Genomic DNA, 15,332 nt, shown 5'->3' with positions numbered 1-15,332 from the left:
GACGTCAGCTGCCGGCCCCGACCACCGACAACAGCTGGAGTCGTTCGTAGCTGTCCGAGCCGGGCGCCGCGGTGTAGACGAGCAGCATGTGGCTCTGCTCCGGGTCGAGGAGCGTGTGGCAGTTCAGCTCCAGAAGTCCGACGGTCGGGTGCTGGTAGCGCTTCACGCTGCGGGGTCGGATGCCCACCTGGTGCTCGCTCCACAGCGCACGGAACTCCTCGTTCGAGTCGGTGAGGAGGTCGACCAGCTGCTGGGCGCGCGAGCCGGGACCGCGCAAGGTCGCGATCTCCCGCAGGCCCGAGACGTACATGCGCGAGTAGAAGTCGTGGTCCTCCGGCGGGTGGAGGTCGCGCGCCGCCGGCTCGGTGAACCACCGGTAGCCGATGCTGCGGGCGGGACCCACCCGCTGGCTCAGGTCGCCGACCAGCGCGACGTCGAGCGGCGTCTGCCGCAGCGACTCCCCCAGCTCCGTGACGATCTCGGCGGCGGTGTCGACGAGGCGGTCGAAGATGCGCAGCATCCCTGGGCCGACGTGGTGGCTCTCCGCGCCTCGCAGGGGTGCCCGGTGGCCAGCGAGCCGGAAGAGGTGGTCGCGCTCCTCGAGGGTCAGGTGCAGTCCCTGGGCGATCGAGGCCACCATCTGCTCGGACGGCTGCGGCCCGCGCTCCTGCTCCAGGCGCGCGTAGTAGTCGGTCGACATGTGGCACAGCACGGCGACCTCCTCGCGGCGCAGCCCCCTGGTGCGACGCCGCGGCCCGTGGGGCAGGCCGACGTCCTCCGGCTGCAGCGACTCCCGCCGGAGCCGCAGGAACTCCGCGAGTCCCGACCGATCGATCATGCGTCCATCCTGACCGACCAGGCGCTCCCGATCCACGGACCGACAGTCCCTGGATGTCCGTCGGCGGATGCCGCACGGTGGGGACGTGCCCCGAGACCGGGGCCGCAGGACGCACCGAGGAGCGAGCCCATGCCGCGCAGGACCCCCGATATCACCCTTCCCGACCTCACCGGGCGTCGCGCCGTGGTCACCGGCGCGAGCGACGGCATCGGCCTCGGCATCGCCGGGCGACTGGCCGGCGCCGGCGCCGAGCTGGTCCTCCCGGTCCGCAACGCGGACAAGGGCGAGCGGGCTGCCGAGCGGCTGCGGAGCGAGCACCCCGGCGCGAAGGTGACGACCCACCCCATGGACCTGTCGTCGCTGGCCTCCGTGGCGGACTTCGGCGGGCTGATGCGCGCCCAGGGCGCGCCGGTCCACCTCCTCGTCAACAACGCCGGCGTCATGACCCCGCCGGAGCGCCGGACGACCGCCGACGGCTTCGAGCTCCAGCTCGGCACCAACCACCTCGGCCACGTCGCGCTGACGGCGCACCTGCTGCCGCTGCTCGTGGCCGGCCGGGCCCGCGTGACCTCCCAGACGAGCGTCGTCGCACGCTCCGGCGCCATCCAGTGGGACGACCTGGACGGTGAGCAGGACTACGACGCCATGCAGTTGTACCGGCAGTCGAAGATCGCCGTCGGCCTGTTCGGGCTCGAGCTCGACCGGGTCAGCCGCCGGGAGGGCTGGGGCATCACCAGCACCGTCGCCCATCCCGGCGTCGCCCCGACCAGCCTGCTCGCCGCCCGCCCGGAGATGGGTCGCCCCTCGGACACGCGCGAGGTGCGGCTCATCCGCTGGCTGTCACGACGCGGGGTCCTGGTGGGCACCGTCGACAGCGCCGGCCTCCCCTGCCTCATGGCCGCGACCTCCCCGACCTCCGACGGCGGACACTTCTACGGACCCCAGGGCCTCGGCGGCACCTCCGGCCGCCCGGGCCCCCAGAAGCTCTGGAAGCCGCTCGACGACGCCGAGGCCGCCCGACGTCTGTGGACCTGGTCCGAGGAGGCGGCGAGGGTCACGTTCGCCCCCTGACCGCCGGCGCCCTCGCTCGATACACCCAGGATGGAGCTGCCGTGATCCCTCCGACGGCCGCTCCGCGGCGCAGGGGTCTGCCCCGAGTTTGGTTGACACTCGGGGCAGACCCGAACGTGGCAATGGGTGGCCTGACGCGGATCAATGTTGACGCGTTGCCCGACTGCATCTCGAAAGTGACAAAGTGTTCGACGACGCATGCCGCTACATCGACGGCCACTCTCAGCCGCTCGCAACGCCTGCGGCGGCGCCCACGCTCGACGGCTTGAAAGCCGATTGGGAAACGCTGCAAGCGTGCAAGAAGGATTACGACAAAGCATAGGTCGGTGTATCCCGAATGTCGAAGCAGCCTGAAAGGCCTCAGTCGCCCTCGATGGCTGCAACATCTTCCGCAGCGAGCCCGTACGCCGCAGAGATGGCGTCGTTGACCTTGGTGCGCAGCACCTCGAATCGTCCTGTGAGTGTGGTCAGGATCGCCGCATCTTGCTCGGTGCGGCGCTGCACCACGATGTCTTGCATCTCGGTGACGGCCGTCTCGATTTCCTGCTGCTCGGTGGTATCCAGGTCGGGCACGGGGACAGCCTCCATAAATGCCTTGCGGTGCACCACATAGGACCCGCGATACAACCGGCCCCTCGAAGCCACGAAGGCATCGACTGCTGGATGCGACAGGATCGCTTGCACAACATGGATCGAGTACGGACAGGCCGCGTCTGGACGAGCGAGGTAATAGGGTCCGCCGTCGCCGCCACCTGGGGTGACCAGCCCATCGGTGTCGAGCATGTACTGCGGCGCCAGCGACAGCACGCGCACGACGAGCTTGGGCTCATCGAGCTTCCACAATGACTGCGATCGGCCATACGCCCAGAAGTTGGGACCGGGGTCAGGAGTCACAGAGCGACCTTGAAGGGCTGCGCGATGCGTCGTGAGGTAGTCGAGCGCTTTCGGGAAGCGTGCTCGCATCGTCGCCTCGTCATAGACGTGGGCAGTTCCTCGCTTGTGTCCCTGCGCGGGTGGCTGCACGTCATACGGGAAGATCGCGAAGGCATCCGGCACGGGAGCACGCCCATATGGCTCAAGCGTCCGGTCGCGGACGGCCGGGCGAAGGATCGACTGCTCGACCTCATGCAACACGCCAGTGGAATCGGTGAAGCGCGCTACCAGATTGTCCGAGCGGTTCGGGTCTGGCTTTACGAAGAAGACGTCATCGGCCGAGGTCTGCACGCCGACGAAGAAACTGATCCAGCCGTCGTCGCCCAGCTTGGCAATGCCAGCGGCCACCATCTTCTCGAACACCTTGGTGCGGGCCTCGTTCGCAATGGGCCAAGCCTCACCGGTTAAATCAGCGCGGTCGACGTGGACCACGGATGACGCGCCTGTCTCGCGCCAAGCAGCCAGATTGTTCACGATTTCGAACTCGGCGGGATCTGTCGACGCAGGTCCTGCGACGACCAGCGCCGTGTACGTCTGGCGACCCTCGAATACCTGCTGCTCACCGAAGTGCACCAGCCGGCCGAGGCGCGGCCCGAGCACTCGCCGCATGGTCGTGGCCGGGAGCAGATTCGTGAACCGGTTGGGCACGATGTATGCGAGATAGCCGTCGGCCGACAGGAACTGGAACGCCCGCTCGACAAACAACTGGTAGACATCGAAGTTGTGCGATTGAGCCGACTCGAAGTGGCTCCGTCCATCCTGGAAGTACGCAAGCTGGTCGGGCATGAACTCGGAGAGGACCTGGATGCGCACGTAGGGCGGGTTGCCGACGATGAGGTTGAAGCCGCCCTCTTGGATGACTCTGGCGAAGGTCCGAGCCAGATCAAGCGGAGCGACGGCTGCACGACGCTCAGGAATCGCGGCCGCTACGGGAACGACAGAGTCGAAGTTCGACTCCACCAGGGAATTCCCAACCAGCAGGTTGTTCGACAGGTCGGGCAGCAAATTGCGCGCTCTGGAGGTGTCGATCACCTCGTCGCCGAGGACGGCCAATAAGAGGCTGAGCTTGGCGACCTCGACCGCTGCGCCATCGATGTCGACGCCATGCAGGTGTGCCTTCACCAGGGCTGCCCGCTCGGCTAGTCCGACCGTCCGACCCGCGCGCTCTTCGACCTCGATGAGGCGTTCCAAGACCTCAATGAGGAATGGACCTGAGCCCATCGAGAGATCCAGCACTCGGAAGTCATCGGGCACTGGTTGACCAGTAACGAGTTGCGGCTCAAGTCCGCCAGCCACCAGGTTGGTGACGACCCAACCAGGAGTCGGCACGATGCCGCCAGCGTGAGTCAGTTCTGGCTTTGGCCTGAGCGCAGCTCTCCGAGCGCCATCCACCTCGACACGATCTGCGAGGTACTGCTCGTAGACCGCCGCAAGGATGTCGGGCCGAAGTACACCGAAGGCGAACTGGCTCCGGGGCCAGTACATCTCGCGGACTACGGTTCGGAGAACCGAAGAGGTCAGCGTGGTGGACGTCAGCACATCGAAAAGACCCGCATTGAACGATCGGTCGGCTGCACGGAAGGCATCCAAGAGCTTGTCGTCTTCTGCGGACTTCAGCAGGGCTTCGTACTGCCCGATGTTGCGGTCCTCGCAAACACGGAGGAAGAGCAGCGCGTTCAGGAGGCGCTGCGTCCGACGACCAACCTCAGCTTCTGGGAGGGCAGGGTTCTGTGACGCGATGTTACTTGCCAGCAAGAGGCGCCACCTCTTGAACTGGGCCAGGAAAGCGTTGTCGAACGGCGACGTGCCACGAGGGGGCTCGGTGTAGGAGTACAGGTCGAAGTACGTCGCGCTGGTAACTGACTCGTAGGACAGGCGCTCCCAGAGGTCGTCGAAGCGCGCGACGTAATCATTGACGGTGAATCGACCACCCGGGACGACCGCGACATCCGGTCCGTCTCCGTCCATCGGAGCCACGGTCGTGTCGAAGACCACCGTCTGGGCGACGTTGGTGAGCACTGCTGCAGGCAGCGACAACGACCAGCCATAGGACCGGGCCTGCCGGGCTGGACCTGTCGCAGTGGACAACCTGACCGATGGCTTCTTCGCTTCGACCGGCAGTCGATCGCGTCCGCTCACCCTGAGCCGGTAGTCAGGGCGGCCGCCTTCATCGCTTTCGCTCAGCTCGCGTTCGAGGACCACGTCCCGGAGCACCTGAGGCTGGCTGTCCTCATTGCCGACGTCCCAGCCGAGGATACGCAGGAAGCGGTCGATGTACTCGCTTCGTGCCTCCAGCTCGGTGTAGGGCGAGTTTGACGCCTCAAGGTCCGCTGCGTGCCGCTGGTAGTCCGCGACGAAGATGGTCATCGCGAGACGGGCTTCTTGTTTCGTGAAACGGACGAACGGCACGGTCCAACCCTAGGGTTGGTGACCGACAGTTCTTTCCCGGGCGCGCCATGCGGCCCCGTTGTTCGCTCTTGTCGGTCCCGTGAGCGAAGATGGGCCGCATGGCGAAGTTTGCAGCGAAGGCGGCCCCCGAGGGCGACAAACTTCGAGGCGGCTACTACACCCCGCAGCCCATTGCCCGATTCGTTGCCGAGTGGGCTGCACAGGCCGGGCCGCGGATTCTGGAGCCGTCGTGTGGGGACGGAGCCATCCTGCAGGAGCTGGCCTCCGTGGTGTCGTCAGATGCTCTGACCGCTGTCGAACTGCTTCGGGTAGAGGCCGCCAAGGCATCGAAGCGGTCGGGCGTGAAGGTGCGGGTTTCGGACTTCTTCGGCTGGTTCACTCCCAAGCAACAGGGCACCTTCGATGCGGTGGCCGGGAACCCGCCATACATCCGATTCGGATCATGGGACGAGGCGTCGCGTGAGCCTGCTCTCGACCTGATGCGTCAACAAGGGATGCGTCCGACGAAGCTGACCAACGCCTGGGTCCCGTTCGTCGTAGCGTCAGTGCTGGCGGTGCGTCCTGGTGGTCGCGTGGCACTCGTACTTCCGGCTGAATTACTCCAGGTTGGCTACGCGGCTGCACTCCGCTCATATCTGGTGGACAACTGCTCGTCGGTGACCATCGTCTCGTTCCAGCGACTCGTCTTTCCGGGCATCCTGCAGGAGGTCGTCCTGCTGCTCGCCGAGCGCGGCCAAGGACCGGCCGAGATCCGTACCGTTGAGGTTTCCAACGCTTCGCACCTCGATGCGTTTCACTCGGCTGATGCCCCGGCTGCCCGGGCGCGTCTACATGAATCGGAGAAGTGGACCAAGTACTACCTCGATACGGACACCATCGCGCTCCTACGAAAGGTCCGCACCGACGGTCGGCTGCTTCCGATGGAGCGCTTTGCAGGAGTCGACGTCGGCGTCGTGACGGGTCGCAACTCCTTCTTCTGTCTCACGGCCAGCGAGGCTCGCGACAGGAAACTCACGCCATTCACCATGCCGCTCGTGTCACGGAGCATGCAGGTGCCGGCCCTGAGCTTCACCCCAGATGACCTTGAGAAGCAAGAGGTCACGGAGGCTCGAACTCGGCTGTTGGCAGTGTCGTCAGACGTCGACCCACGGCGCAAGAAGGCTCTCGCCAGTTACCTGTCCGAGGGTGAGGCTGACGGTGTCCCTGACGGCTACAAGTGCCGCATCCGGCGCAATTGGTGGGAGGTGCCCTCGACCTGGGTGCCGGATGGCTTCATGTTGCGTCAGATCAGCACACACCCCAGGCTCATGTCCAACTCGGCAGGGGCGACCAGCACAGACACTGTCCACCGGGTGCGAGTGGAGCCCGGCGTGGATATGGAGCGACTCGCCGCGGGCGCCTTCAACTCGGTGACGTTCGCGCTAGCTGAGATCCTTGGTCGCAGTTACGGCGGGGGAATCCTCGAACTTGAGCCAAGCGAGGCCGGCCACCTCCCGATGCCCGACCCAGCTCTGGTACCCGGCACTCTCCATCGCAAAGTGGATGAACTGGTGCGTGAGCGTCGCGTCGAGGACGCGCTTGACCTCGTTGACCGCGTGGTTCTGATGGAAACCCTCGGCTTCACGGAGGACGACGTCCTCACCCTCCGCGGCGCCTGGATGAAACTGCGTGACCGCCGCACAGGGCGTTCCAGGCGGAAGTAGTCCGGCGGCACCACAATTGTTCCCGTCGTCGTCGGAGGATGCCTCTAGATTCAGTCACATGCCCAGTGTCCGGATCAGCGCTGCCAGGTTTGCGAGCCTGCTCGCGAATCGGAACATGATGCCCGACACCGTCTTGCAGCGAGTTACCACCGTCGTGCGGCCACATGACCTCGTCGCCTCCGATCAGGAGATTGACTTTGCAGACCTTCTGAAACTGGACAAAGTGTTCTCGCATCCGTGGTCGTCGTTGCTCATCGATGAGCCGGAGGTGCTGCGACGCGGTAGCGACAACCGCACCTTCGTCAACCAGAGAGTCGATTTTTCGCCGCAGCTCATCGCGGAGCTGCGGCTTGCGGACCTCATGCTCGAATCAGCGGCTGAGTTGTTCCCGGGTGGCGGCTACGAGATCCCGTCCGTCTGAACCGCCCCGGGATGTCCGGAGAGCTGATTCGTTGGAAGGATCACTCTCATGGCACGACCGAGCGAGTACCCGACCGAGCTGCGTGAGCGCGCGGTGCGGATGGTGATCGAGTGCAGGCAGGACTACCCGCACGAGTCGGCCGCGATCAGGTCGGTGGCGTCCAAGCTGGGCATCACCTCGACGGAGTCGCTGCGCAAGTGGCTGCGTCAGGCTGAGATCGACGGCGGCATCGGGGCAGGCAAGACCAGCGAGGAGATCGCCGAGATCAGGGCATTGAAGAAGAAAGTCGCGGAGTTGCGCAGGGCGAACGAGATCCTGAAGAGCGCGTCGGCTTTCTTCACGGCGGAGCTCGACCGCCCCTACCGGTCCTGATCGACTACATCCAGACCCACCAGCAGGAGTTCGGGGTCGAGCCGATCTGCCGCGTCCTGAGCGACGCTGGCGTCAAGATCGCTCCGAGCACCTACTCCGAGGCCCGGAATCGGCGCCCGTCCAAACGCGCTGAACGCGATGGGCAGATCGTCGCGTTGATCGAGGCCGAGCACGAGCGGCAGAAGCTGACGCGCAGGTTCGGTGCTCGCAAGATGTGGCTCCACCTGCGCCGGCAGAGACACGACGTCGCCCGATGCACGATCGAGCGACTCTTCCGCGAGCAGGGCTGGGAAGGCGCCCGCAGGCGCAAGAAGTTCCGCGTCGCCGCCGGTGACGGGACCGATCGCCCGAACGATCTAGTCGACCGCCAGTTCTGGGCCTCGCGCCCGGACCAACTGTGGGTCGCTGACTTCACCTACGTCGCGACCTGGTCCGGGATGGTCTACGTCGCCTTCATCTTCGACGTCTTCTCCCGGCGCATCGTGGGCTGGCGGGCAGCGACCCAGATGACGACCGACCTCGTGCTCGACACCCTCGAGCACGCGATCTGGACCCGCTCGGTCGAGGGCGTGACAGACCTCGCCGGCCTGGTCCATCACACCGACGCAGGCTCTCAATACGTCAGCTTCGCCTTCACCGAACGCCTCATCGAGGCCGGCGTCGACGCCTCAGTCGGCTCCGTCGGAGACGCCTACGACAACGCCCTGGCCGAGTCCCAGATCGGCCTGTTCAAGACGGAGGTCATCCGCACCGAAGGCCCCTGGCGCGGCGTCGAGCACGTCGAGCTCGAGACCCTCAACTGGGTCACCTGGTTCAACCACGAGCGCCCCCACGAAGCCCTGGACGACCTCACGCCCGTCGCCGCCGAAGAACTTCACTACGCTGCAAGAAACGAGCTCACGCCAACCGGCTGAGCCAACAAACAAGGCCTCCGGAAACTCCGGGGCGGTTCAATCAACAACTCTTCGACGGTGTCCAAGACGTTCTCGAGGCCCACTCGAATCGGGGTGTTCATCACCAAGAGCACCATCACTACCTCAAAGGGTTGCTCTTCTGCTCGCGCTGCCACGACGCGGGCCGCACACGTCGGCTCATCTACACCGAAGCCAAAGGACGGAATGGAAACCTCTACCCCTTCTACGTATGCCGTGGCCGCCAACTCGATGGCTGCAACCTGCCGCACCTGCGCGCAGAGACCCTCGAGCGGAAGATCGAGGACCACTACTCGACGCTCAGCCTGACCCCAGCACACGCCGACCAGCTCAACACCGCCTTCCAGCAAGCAATCACCAACGAGCTGCAGCTCATACATGACCTCGCCGCCGAGCTTAGGAGGGAGCTGGCCAAGCTCGACGAGCAAGAGAACCGCCTCCTCGACGTCCTGAGCGACGGGGACTTCCCGCGAGAGAAGATTCGTGAACGACTCAGCACCATCACACGTCGGAGCGCCGCTGTCGCAGAACGACTCGCCAACAACCGGACTGAACTCGGCTCCGGCCTGGCTGCGCTCACCGACCTCATCGATTCCATGACGAGCCTGCAGGACTTCTATCGCTGGGCGACAAACGACGCCAGGCAGAGGATCAACCAGTCCCTCCTCGATACCGCCTTCGTCGACGAAACCTCGACCGTCATCAGGACGCAGGGCACAGCAGCTCTTGAACTCCTTCGAGACGTCGAGGGGGCCGTCCAGCCCGACACCACCTCGGTTCAGGCGATCCTGGACCGCCCAACCCGCCACGCACCCGAAGACGACGAAACCCCCGGCCAAAAAATGGCCGGGGGTTCGAAGACTCACCTTCTGGTGGAGCTGCCGGGATCCCTCCGACAGCCGCTCCGCGGCACAGGGTGGGGCCCACTCGATTCACAGTGTCTAATTCACCCATGAACGAGGACCCCGCACAGACGACGAGGACCCCGCACCTTCACTAGAAGGTATGGGGTCCTCGTGCATGGGTGGAGCTGCCGGGAATCGAACCCGGGTCCTCTGGCGCTGAGTCAGGACTTCTCCGGGTGCAGTGCGTCATGTCGCTTTTCTCAGCCCCGGTGCTCGGACGAACACGTCACCGACAGGCTCAGTCACGAAAAAGTCCCGACCGCGTCACGTGACGCTACGCGGCCAGCAAGTCCCCTAGATGAGACAGACGATCCGGGACGGGGACGCTCCCGGGTCTGCCCTTCACCAGTCGCTGTCAGGCAGCGAGAGCGAAGTCAGTGCGCTTGGAATCGGCACTTATGGGTTGCGACGAACGTTAAAGAGATGACGTCGCGTTCTCTACCCGCTTCTCCTGAGTCGAACGACCAAAGTCGAAACCGATCAGCCCCTCTTGAGTTGTCAACCACGCCCACCCTCGCGGGCACGGCGTCTCACCACTGTACAACCCACGGCCCCCGTCGAAGATTCCCGACGCCCGACGTCGGTGGCCAGGCACCCGCAGCAGCGCCGCTCAGGATGCCCAGCCACCGACACGCCGTCCCAGCGGCGCTGAGGTTGCCCAGCCACCGATGGAGGGCGGGACGGTCAGCCGAACACCGACTGCGCCCACTCCGGGTGGTCGATGAACGGGTTGCGGTTGCCCTGGTACTGGGAGTCGATGATGTCGTTGCGACGCTGCTCGGCCGCCGACGGCGGGTCCTGCGCGTGCCACTGCAGCAGCACCGAGATCTTCCCCAGGTACGGCGTGCTGCCGTTGACCTGGTTGTTGGCCTCCAGGTCGGCGAAGCCGTCGCCGCCCTCGTAGCGCACCGCCATGTACATGACCATCCGCGCGACGTCGCCCTTCACCGCGTTCGGCGGCTCGAAGGAGTCACCGTCGGTCAGGCAGGACGAGCAGTTGCTCACCGTCGACCCGCCGGTGTCGAAGTCCTTGTTGCTGCGCGTGCCGTTGACCTGCACGTCCTCCGGTCGCAGGTGGTGCAGGTCGGTGCCCGGCCCGGCGGAGGTGCCGAAGTTGCCGTGCGACTGCGGCCACACGTGCTCGCGGTTCCACTGGCCGGTGTTGCCGCCGTTCGCGGACTTCGCGCGCGAGACCTGCGAGTAGAACAGCCGCACGTTGCTGCTGTTGTTCGGGTCCTGGTCGGTCACCTTGAGCGCCTCCCAGACGGCGGAGTAGGAGATCGTCCGCTGCACCGAGATGATGTCGTGCAGCTCGTCCTTCAACGCCTCCCCGCTGAGCCCCTGGGCGCTGTCGTAGTAGCCGTCCCGCGGTGCGGCGTCCGCGGCGCGCGGCACCACGGTCAGGACGAGCGTGAGCATGATGGTCAGGCCGGCGTACCGGGTCGTGCGCCGGCTCGTGGCCGCGCACCCCCGTCCGGCTCCCCCGAGTCGGTTCATGGGCACACCCCACACCATCGGCGACACGACGCGCCAGAGGGCGCGCCGGAGTTCACCGGATGGTCACACAAGCCGTCACGGCGTGGCCGGGGCCTGCTCCGGGTCGGCCGAGCGTCCGTGCACGAGGGCGGCCGCACACGCCGCCGCGACGACCAGCAGCCCGACGCACATCAGCGTGCCGGTCCGGAACCCCGGCCCGAACACGTCCGGCGACGCGAAGTCGGCGCCGGCGATGCCGGCCAGCGGCGGGATCGCCGCCACCGCGAGCAGGCCGGCCGTGCGCGAGACCGCGTTGTTGATGCCCGACGCGATCCCGGCCTGCTCGTCCGGTGCCGCTGCGAGGACGGCGGTCGTCAGCGGCGCCACGAGGAGCGTGATCCCCAGACCCAGCAGCGTCGCGCCCGGCAGCACGTCGACCCAGAAGCTCGCGTCGGCGCCGACCCGCAGGAGCAGCAGCAGCCCGGCCGCCGACACGAGCGGCCCGACGGTCATCGGGATCCGCGGTCCGAGCCGCTGGCCGAGCGCGCCTGCCCGCGACGACAGCAGCAGCATGAGCACCGTCAGCGGCAGCGTCGCGAGACCCGCCTCGAGCGGCGTGTAGCCGGCCACGTACTGCAGCTGCAGCACCAGCAGGAACATCGTGCCGCTCAACGCCGCGTAGATCGCGAACGTGCAGATGTTGGCGGCCGTGAAGACCCGGTCGGCGAACAGCGACAGCGGGACGAGCGCGTGCGGCGAGCGCGCCTGGTGCACGACGAACGCCACGAGCAGCACCACGCCGAACAGCGCCGGCCACCAGGTCTGCTCGACCAGCCCGTAGGTGAGGAACGCGAGCGTGCCCACGGTGAGTGCAGCCCCCTCGACGTCGAGCCGGGTCTGCGCGCCCCGTGACTCCGGCACGTGCCGCACCGTCACCCACACCACCGCCACGGCGAGCGGCACGTTGATCCAGAACACCGAGCGCCAGCCGACCGCGTCGACGAGCGTGCCGCCGACGAGCGGGCCCAGCGCGGTCGTGACGCCCGCCAGGCCCGACCACAGCCCGATCGCCCGACCGCGGTCCTCCGGACGGATCGACGCCGAGATGATCGCCAGGCTCCCCGGCGTCAGCAGCGCTCCCCCGACCCCCTGCAACCCGCGCGCCGCCACCAGGACCTCGATCGTGGGGGCCACCGCGCAGAGCACCGACGCCGTGCCGAACCAGACGACCCCGATCACGAACATCCGTCGTCGGCCGTAGCGGTCGCCCAGGGACCCGCCCACGAGGATGAGCGCGGCGAGCGCGAGCGTGTAGGCGTTGACGGTCCACTGCAGCCCGGCGACACCGGCCTGCAGGTCGTCGTCGACCGCCGGCAGCGCCAGGGTGACGATCGACCCGTCGAGGAACGCCATGCCCGTGCCCAGCACCATCGCCGCCACGAGCCAGCGACCCGCCGCGGAGTCGAGCCTCACGACTCCCGCCCGAACAGCGCGGCCCCGTTGTGCCACAGCACCCGGCGCAGCCAGTCGTCGCCGAGGTCGAGCCGCTGCAGCACCTCCACCTGGTGCGCGTAGGCGTAGGGGATGTTCGGGTAGTCGGTGCCGAACAGCACGCGGTCGCCGAGGTCTGCCAGACGGGGTCGTAGCGCCGTCGCGAGCTCGTGCGAGCCCTCCCAGAAGTCGACGAGCACCATGGTGGTGTCGAGGCGGACCTCGGCGAAGCGGTCGGCGAGGTCGAGGAACGCCTCGTACTCCGGCATCCCGAGGTGGGCGACCACGATCCGCAGCCCCGGGAAGCGCTCGAGCACACGCGCGACGCCGTCCGGACCAGTGTGCGTGCCGGGCGCCGGACCCGACCCGGCGTGCAGCACGACAGGCGTGCCGCTCTCGGCGAGCGTGCCCCACACCGGGTCGAGCAGCGGGTCGTCGGCAGCGAAGTCGCCCACCTGCAGGTGCGCCTTGAACACCTCAACCCCCGACGCCACCAGCGCCGGCACGTAGGTCGCGGCCTCCGGCTCGGGGTAGAACGTCGCCGAGCGCAGCGCCTCGGGCACGCGTCGGGCGAAGTCGAGCGTCCAGTCGTTCATGAACGTCGCGACGCCAGGGCGGTGGGCGTACGAGAGCGCCGAGAAGTGCCGGACGCCCATGTCGCGCAGGTGCGCGACGCGTTCTTCGTCGCTGCCGCGGTACGTGATCGGCCAGGGACGGCCCAGCAGCGGGCCAGCGGAGTCGAAGTAGGTCCAGACCTTCGCCAGCACCTTCGGGTGCATGAAGTGCACGTGCACGTCGAACAGTCCGGGAAGGTCGAGCGACGCCGTGAGCGACGGCAGGTCGGCGTCGGCCAGCCCGGGGCGGTCGGCGTCCGCCGAGGTCATCTAGCGGATGCCCTTGATCTTGCGACCGATCTCGCGCTGCGCGTCGGCCTTGGCCTGGCGCTCGGCGATGGCGTGCCGCTTGTCGTACTGCTTCTTGCCGCGGGCGAGCGCGATCTCGACCTTCGCGCGACCGTCCTTGAAGTACAGCGCGAGCGGCACGATCGTCAGGCCCTTGGCCTGGATGCGCTGCTCGATCTTGTCGATCTCCTGGCGGTTCAGCAGCATCTTGCGACGCCGCCGCGTCTCGTGGTTCGTCCACGTGCCCTGGCTGTACTCGGGGATGTGCACCTGAATCAGCCAGGCCTCGCCGTTCGCGATCTCGCCGAAGCCGTCGACCAGGGACGCCCGACCGGCACGCAACGACTTCACCTCGGTGCCCGTGAGGACCAGGCCGGCCTCGTAGGTGTCCTCGATGTGGTAGTCGTGGCGCGCCTTCTTGTTCTGCGCGATGAGCTTGCGCCCGGTCTCCTTGGCCACCGATCCATCCTAGTGCGTCGAGCCACGCGGGCCCGGGCCGGACCGGCCGGTCGCGGCCGTCTCGTCAGAGCCAGCCCATCGGGTTCACGGTGACGCCGTTGGCGATGACCATGAAGTGCAGGTGGCAGCCGGTGGAGTAGCCCGTGCTGCCGACGTAGCCGATCACCTCGCCGCGCGAGACCCGGGCGCCGGCGCTGCGGGCGAACCCGGACAGGTGGTTGTACGTCGTCACGATGCTCTGGCCGCGCTTGATCCCGTTCGCGAGGATGACGCGGTTGCCGTAGCCAGCGTTGTAGTACTGCTGGATGATCGTGCCGCTCGCGGCGGCGTGGATCGGGGTACCGCAGCCGACGCCGAAGTCGGTGCCGTCGTGCAGCTTGTACACGCCGGTGACGGGGTGCACGCGCATGCCGTAGGGCGACGTGATCGGGCCGTTGACGGGGTAGGACAGCGCACCGTTGTCGTCGCCGCCGGAGAGGCCGCCGTTGTTGCCGCTGCCCCCACGACCGGCGCGCTCGCGGGCGCGCTGGCGCTCCAGCTCGCGACGGGCGAGCTCGGCGAGCTCGTTGTTGAGGCGGTTCCGCTCGGCCTCGTAGGCGGCGAGCAGACGCTCGTCCTCGACCTTCGCGGCGCGCGCCTTGCCGCTGGCGTCGGCGCGGGCGTCGACGAGCTTGCCGACCTCGGCGGTCTGCGCCTCGGCGGCGGCCTCGAGCTCGGTCATCTTCTGCAGGTTGGCGGCGGCGGCCTGGCGGGCCACGGCGACCTGGTCGCGCAGCTTCTCGACCTTGTCGCGGTTGAGGCGCAGGATGACCTTGGCGGCCGCGAGCTTCTGCATGCGCGAGACCTGCGCGTCGCCGACGGAGGCGTTGAGGCTCATCCGGTCGGTGAACGTCGAGGGGCTCTCGCCGCCGAGCAGCTCACCGAACGCCTTCATCCCGCGGTCGCCCTCCTGCACGGTCTGGACGGTGAACGCCTTCACCTCGTCCTCGGACGCCTTGAGCCGCCGCTCCCCCTTCTTCAGGTCGGCGACGGCCTTGTCGAGGGCGGCCTGGCTGCGGTCGAGCTCGGCCTGCATGCGGGCGTCCTCGGCCTGCGACACGGCCAGCTGGCCGCGGGTTCTGCCGAGCGTCGCACGCGCCGACGAGAGCTTGGCCTGCGCGGCGTCGAGCGCCTTCGCGGCCTTCGCGTAGGCGGCGCTGGAGGAGTCGAGCGACTTCTGGGCGCCGTCGATCTTGCCGTTGACCCCCTGGCGCTGACGCTGGAGGTCGTCCTTCTTGTCGGCCAGGACCGGGTTGGTCAGCCCGACCACGAGCGCGCAGGTCGCGAGGAGCGCGAGCACGCCCCGCCCCGCGTGACGACGCGTGGCGGTTCGATGCGGACGGGACGACGTGCGGTGGGACATGGGACCTCGGCCTTGGGG

Annotated in this window: 13 protein-coding genes, 1 other RNA gene and 1 other annotated feature; of the genes, 6 read left to right on the top strand and 8 right to left on the bottom strand. The window is 67.4% G+C overall.

Annotated elements, in window-relative coordinates:
* Window positions 1–4 precede the first annotated feature (4 nt).
* On the bottom strand, window positions 5–838 hold the full coding sequence (locus Aeryth_RS05345) for a helix-turn-helix transcriptional regulator (RefSeq protein ID WP_067855625.1): 834 nt from the start codon (window positions 836–838) through the stop codon (window positions 5–7).
* Between the two features lie 129 nt (window positions 839–967).
* Between Aeryth_RS05345 and Aeryth_RS05340 the strand changes: the two genes are divergently transcribed.
* Together Aeryth_RS05340 and Aeryth_RS17860 are read left to right on the top strand one after the other, a co-directional pair.
* Window positions 968–1,909 (top strand): SDR family oxidoreductase, encoded by a 942-nt coding sequence (locus Aeryth_RS05340; protein WP_067855622.1) that lies wholly within the window; start codon window positions 968–970, stop codon window positions 1,907–1,909.
* Window positions 1,910–2,093: 184 nt separating this feature from the next.
* Complete coding sequence (locus Aeryth_RS17860; RefSeq protein WP_158509181.1) at window positions 2,094–2,231, top strand: hypothetical protein; 138 nt, start codon at window positions 2,094–2,096, stop codon at window positions 2,229–2,231.
* Between the two features lie 38 nt (window positions 2,232–2,269).
* Here Aeryth_RS17860 and Aeryth_RS05335 read toward each other — a convergent pair whose 3' ends face one another.
* Complete coding sequence (locus Aeryth_RS05335) at window positions 2,270–5,251, bottom strand: Eco57I restriction-modification methylase domain-containing protein (RefSeq protein ID WP_144433682.1); 2,982 nt, start codon at window positions 5,249–5,251, stop codon at window positions 2,270–2,272.
* Between the two features lie 98 nt (window positions 5,252–5,349).
* Here Aeryth_RS05335 and Aeryth_RS05330 point away from each other — a divergent pair, with 98 nt between their 5' ends.
* The 4 genes from Aeryth_RS05330 to Aeryth_RS05310 all read left to right on the top strand — a co-directional run bounded on the left by Aeryth_RS05330 (window position 5,350) and on the right by Aeryth_RS05310 (window position 9,635).
* Complete coding sequence (locus Aeryth_RS05330; RefSeq protein WP_067861379.1) at window positions 5,350–6,954, top strand: N-6 DNA methylase; 1,605 nt, start codon at window positions 5,350–5,352, stop codon at window positions 6,952–6,954.
* A 58-nt stretch (window positions 6,955–7,012) separates the two neighbouring features.
* The gene (locus Aeryth_RS05325; RefSeq protein WP_067855616.1) at window positions 7,013–7,375 is read left to right on the top strand and encodes a hypothetical protein; all 363 of its coding nucleotides are present in this window, start codon (window positions 7,013–7,015) and stop codon (window positions 7,373–7,375) included.
* A gap of 48 nt (window positions 7,376–7,423) precedes the next feature.
* A protein-coding gene (locus Aeryth_RS05315) for an IS3 family transposase (protein WP_144433681.1) occupies window positions 7,424–8,661 on the top strand; the annotation gives its coding sequence in 2 pieces (ribosomal slippage) (window positions 7,424–7,706 and window positions 7,706–8,661; 1,239 coding nt in all).
* Window positions 7,705–7,833 (top strand) — a sequence feature (AL1L pseudoknot). Its footprint overlaps the gene before it by 129 nt.
* A gap of 131 nt (window positions 8,662–8,792) precedes the next feature.
* On the top strand, window positions 8,793–9,635 hold the full coding sequence (locus tag Aeryth_RS05310) for a kinetochore Spc7 family protein (protein WP_067855607.1): 843 nt from the start codon (window positions 8,793–8,795) through the stop codon (window positions 9,633–9,635).
* Window positions 9,636–9,701: 66 nt separating this feature from the next.
* On the opposite strand, the gene ssrA is transcribed toward Aeryth_RS05310, so the two are convergent.
* From ssrA to Aeryth_RS05280, 6 genes are all read right to left on the bottom strand, one after another.
* Window positions 9,702–10,072, bottom strand: a transfer-messenger RNA (tmRNA) gene (gene ssrA, locus Aeryth_RS05305).
* 196 nt (window positions 10,073–10,268) lie between these two features.
* Entirely contained in the window at window positions 10,269–11,081 is an 813-nt protein-coding gene (locus Aeryth_RS05300) for an endonuclease I family protein (RefSeq protein WP_193786278.1), read from the bottom strand.
* Window positions 11,082–11,156: 75 nt separating this feature from the next.
* Window positions 11,157–12,533 (bottom strand): MFS transporter, encoded by a 1,377-nt coding sequence (locus tag Aeryth_RS05295; protein ID WP_067855604.1) that lies wholly within the window; start codon window positions 12,531–12,533, stop codon window positions 11,157–11,159.
* Window positions 12,530–13,435: an amidohydrolase family protein gene (locus tag Aeryth_RS05290; protein WP_144433680.1), complete on the bottom strand. Its 906-nt coding sequence runs from the start codon at window positions 13,433–13,435 to the stop codon at window positions 12,530–12,532. Before Aeryth_RS05290 ends, Aeryth_RS05295 begins: the two co-directional genes overlap by 4 nt.
* Window positions 13,436–13,912 (bottom strand): SsrA-binding protein SmpB, encoded by a 477-nt coding sequence (gene smpB, locus Aeryth_RS05285; RefSeq protein WP_067855602.1) that lies wholly within the window; start codon window positions 13,910–13,912, stop codon window positions 13,436–13,438.
* 64 nt (window positions 13,913–13,976) lie between these two features.
* Entirely contained in the window at window positions 13,977–15,251 is a 1,275-nt protein-coding gene (locus tag Aeryth_RS05280; protein ID WP_067855599.1) for a M23 family metallopeptidase, read from the bottom strand.
* Between the last annotated feature and the right edge of the window lie 81 nt (window positions 15,252–15,332).

It is taken from the genome of Aeromicrobium erythreum, assembly GCF_001509405.1.
GTDB classification, from domain to species: Bacteria; Actinomycetota; Actinomycetes; order Propionibacteriales; family Nocardioidaceae; genus Aeromicrobium; species Aeromicrobium erythreum.
Note: the sequence above shows the minus strand (reverse complement) of the source record. Positions and strands in the feature narration are given on the sequence as shown.